Source organism: Bradyrhizobium sp. P5_C12 (genome assembly GCF_054049735.1).
In genome coordinates this window covers 1-3221 of record NZ_JBFULU010000111.1, presented here as the reverse complement: position 1 = coordinate 3221, position 3221 = coordinate 1, and the positions used below count along the sequence as shown (strand labels likewise).

3 protein-coding genes and 1 pseudogene are annotated in these 3221 nt (G+C 63.9%); all 4 read left to right on the top strand.

What is annotated here, in order from left to right; translation table 11 throughout:
* Positions 1-177: pseudogene (gene cpsB, locus ACXJMY_RS37760) on the top strand (mannose-1-phosphate guanylyltransferase/mannose-6-phosphate isomerase); the annotation flags it as partial.
* Positions 178-413: 236 nt separating this feature from the next.
* Entirely contained in the window at positions 414-1484 is a 1071-nt protein-coding gene (gmd, locus tag ACXJMY_RS37755) for a GDP-mannose 4,6-dehydratase (protein WP_456624427.1), read from the top strand.
* A complete protein-coding gene (gene fcl, locus ACXJMY_RS37750) occupies positions 1465-2406 on the top strand; it encodes a GDP-L-fucose synthase (RefSeq protein WP_456624426.1) in 942 nt (313 codons plus the stop codon). Before gmd ends, fcl begins: the two co-directional genes overlap by 20 nt.
* A gap of 176 nt (positions 2407-2582) precedes the next feature.
* The coding region (locus tag ACXJMY_RS37745; RefSeq protein WP_456624425.1) for a UDP-glucose dehydrogenase family protein at positions 2583-3221 on the top strand (639 nt) is incomplete at its 3' end.

Genomic DNA, 3221 nt, shown 5'->3' with positions numbered 1-3221 from the left:
GTCAACGAGACCGTGAAGACGGTGCACGAGAACGAGTCGATCTACATCCCGATGGGCGCGGTGCACCGGATGGAGAACCCCGGCAAGATCATGCTGGAACTCATCGAGGTCCAGACCGGCAGCTATCTCGGGGAAGACGACATCATCCGGATTGAAGACGACTATCAGCGCTCCTGAAGGAGGCGTTCGAGCAAGCCCCCAACAGCGAGGGGCGCCGGTACGCTGGATTCGGCTGGCTGCCCGGGCTCTGGTATCCAAGAGCCATATGGATCATCCGGGCGCCCCGTCCGGGTTGACCCGGAGGGCCGATATGTCCAAGAAGGGGCCGGTTGCGCGCTGGCTGCGCAGGGGTTGCTGCGCCGCCAGGCACGTGTGCGACGGACCATCTTGACAGGATTTCAAGGCTTCAGGCCATGCGTGAGCGGATTGCTCTCATCACCGGCGTGACCGGGCAGGACGGCGCCTATCTCGCCGAGTATCTGCTGTCGCTCGGCTATGTCGTGCACGGCATCAAGCGGCGCTCGTCCTCGTTCAACACCGCGCGGGTCGATCATCTCTACCAGGACCCGCATGTCGGCAACGTGCCGTTCCTGATGCATTACGGCGACATGACGGATTCGACCAACTTGATCCGCCTGGTGCAGCAGATCCGGCCGACCGAAATCTACAATCTCGCCGCCCAGAGCCACGTCGCCGTCAGTTTCGAAAGCCCGGAATACACCGCCAATGCCGACGCCATCGGCGTGCTGCGGCTCTTGGAAGCGATCCGCATCCTCGGCATGGAGAAGGAGACGCGGTTCTACCAGGCCTCGACCTCCGAGCTCTATGGCCTCGTCCAGGAGATCCCGCAGAAGGAGACCACGCCGTTCTATCCGCGCTCGCCTTACGGCGTGGCAAAACTCTACGGCTACTGGATCACGGTGAACTACCGCGAGGCCTATGGCATGTTCGCGTCCAACGGCATCCTGTTCAACCATGAGAGCCCGATCCGCGGCGAGACCTTCGTCACCCGCAAGATCACCCGCGGCGTCGCCCGCATCGAGGTCGGCCTCGAAGACACGCTCTATCTCGGCAATCTCTCGGCCAAGCGCGACTGGGGCCATGCCCGCGACTATGTCGAAGGCATGCACAAGATCCTGCAGGCCGACAAGCCCGACGATTTCGTGCTCGCCACCGGCGAGATGCGCTCGGTGCGGGAAATGGTCGAGCTGTCGTTTGCGCAGGTCGGCCGCCGCATCGCATGGCGCGGCGCGGGCGTCGACGAGACCGGCGTCGATGAGACGAGCGGCAAGACCGTGGTGAAGATCGATCCGACCTACTTCCGCCCCACCGAGGTCGATCTGCTCGTCGGCGACGCCAGCAAGGCGCGCGAGGTGCTCGGCTGGACGCCGAAGCGGAGCTTCATCGAGCTGGTCGAGGAGATGGTGGCGAGCGATCTGGCGGAGGCAAAACGGGACGCGGCCAGTGGCAAACGCACCGTTTGAGCTCACAGGCAAGACCGTCTACGTCGCCGGCCATCGCGGCATGGTCGGCAGTGCGCTGGTGCGCCGGCTGGCGCGCGAGGACGTGAAGCTTCTCACGGTCGACCGGCGCGAGGTCGATCTGTGCAACCAGGCCGCGGTGTTCGACTGGTTCGCCAGGATGCGGCCGCAGGTCGTCTTTCTCGCCGCCGCCAAGGTCGGCGGCATCGTCGCCAACGACACGCTGCGCGCGGAGTTCATCTACGACAACATCGCGATCGCGGCCAATGTGATCCAGGCCGCGCATCAAAACGGCGCCGGGAAGCTGATGTTCCTGGGCTCCTCCTGCATCTATCCGAAGCTGGCGGYGCAGCCCCTGCGCGAGGATTCGGTGCTGACCGGCCCGCTGGAGCCGACCAACGAGCCCTATGCCATCGCCAAGATCGCCGGCATCAAGATGGTGGAGGCCTATCGCAGCCAGTACGGATCCGACTTCATCAGCGTGATGCCGACCAATCTCTACGGTCCCGGCGACAATTATCATCCCGAACTGAGCCATGTGGTCGCCGCCCTGATCCGGCGCTTCCATGAGGCGAAGGTTGCGGGCGCCAGAAGCGTCGTCGTGTGGGGCACCGGCACGCCGCGGCGCGAGTTCCTCTATGTCGACGACATGGCGGACGCCTGCGTGCACCTGATGAAGACCTATTCGAGCGCGGAGCTGGTCAATATCGGCACCGGCGAGGACATCACCATCGCCGAGTTCGCCCGCATCGTCGCCGACATCGTCGGCTATCGCGGCGAGATCAGTTTCGACACCGCGCGCCCCGATGGCACGCCGCGCAAGCTGCTCGATGTCAGCCGGCTCGCCAAGCTCGGCTGGCGCGCGACGACGTCGCTCGAGGATGGTTTGAAGCGTGCATATGCGGCGTATCTATCGCATACGTAGATTGCAACAATCGCATGTCGCTTATTTCGGGAAATGTCCGCCGCTGTTTCAGCGCAGAGCGGTCAAGATTTATTCGGCCCGCGCAGCAACTTGCCCTAATGTTGGGCGTGCGGCCGGATAGAGAAATGGTCTAGGGTGTTCAGCGGAACATCCGTCTTCAACGGAAAGAGTTTTTCATGCGAATCGCAATGATCGGCACGGGCTATGTGGGACTGGTCTCCGGAGCCTGCTTTGCGGATTTCGGTCACGACGTCACCTGCGTCGACAAGGACGAGAAGAAGATCGCGGCACTCCATCGCGGCGAGATCCCGATCTACGAGCCCGGCCTCGACGAATTGGTCGCAACCAACGTCAAGGCCAAGCGGCTCGACTTCACCACCGACCTGTCGAAGCCGGTGGCCGATGCCGATGCGGTCTTCATCGCGGTCGGCACGCCGTCGCGCCGCGGCGACGGTCACGCCGATCTCTCCTACGTCTATGCGGCTGCGAAAGAGATCGCGCAGTCGCTGTCCGGCTTCACCGTCGTGGTGACGAAGTCGACGGTTCCGGTCGGCACCGGCGACGAGGTCGAGCGCATCATCCGCGAAACGAACCCTGCGGCCGACGTCGTGGTCGCCTCCAATCCCGAATTCCTGCGCGAGGGCGCGGCGATCCGCGACTTCAAGTTCCCCGACCGCGTCGTCGTCGGCACTTCCGACGAGCGCGGCCGCAAGGTGATGGGCGACATCTACCGCCCGCTGTCGCTGAACCAGGCGCCGCTGATGTTCACCGAACGCCGCACCGCCGAGATGATCAAATACGCCGCGAACGCGTTC